Source organism: Streptomyces sp. DH12, assembly GCF_020873895.1.
GTDB lineage: Bacteria > Actinomycetota > Actinomycetes > Streptomycetales > Streptomycetaceae > Streptomyces.
The window spans coordinates 1-394 of the sequence record NZ_JAHWGT010001615.1 but is presented as its reverse complement, the minus strand read 5'-3'; the positions used below and the strand labels follow the sequence as shown (position 1 = coordinate 394).

Annotated in this window: 1 pseudogene; it reads right to left on the bottom strand. The window is 71.3% G+C overall.

Annotated elements, in window-relative coordinates:
* A pseudogene (locus LPA54_RS41360) lies at positions 1 to 319 on the bottom strand (DUF2254 family protein); the annotation flags it as partial.
* Positions 320 to 394 lie beyond the last annotated feature (75 nt).

Genomic DNA, 394 nt, shown 5'->3' with positions numbered 1-394 from the left:
GCATGGCGATGCGGGCCAGGACGGCAGGCTCGGCGGCACCGTAGCGCAGGGGCCGGTTCACCGCCAGATCCAGCAGGTCCAGCAGGTGCGGGCGGCGCAGCACGACTCTGACCTGCCGGTGGTCGTCGCGCAGCAGACGAGGGCCGAGGTCATGTCGCGCCAGCTCGCAGAGAAGGGCGGAGGAGTGGGACAGGGCGTGGACGGCGGTGGTCGGATCGTTGATCCCCGGGGAGAGGGCTTTGGCGGCGATATCGGTGAGCTGCCGGAGTCCGAAGGCGATGTCCTGGAGGTCGGTGCGCTCGGGACCGGTCCGCACCGCCTCGGAGCTCCGTCGGTCAGCGCCTTCCTGGTGCCGGGGGAGAACGGTTTTTTCGGCGCGGGACCAGGCGGTGCC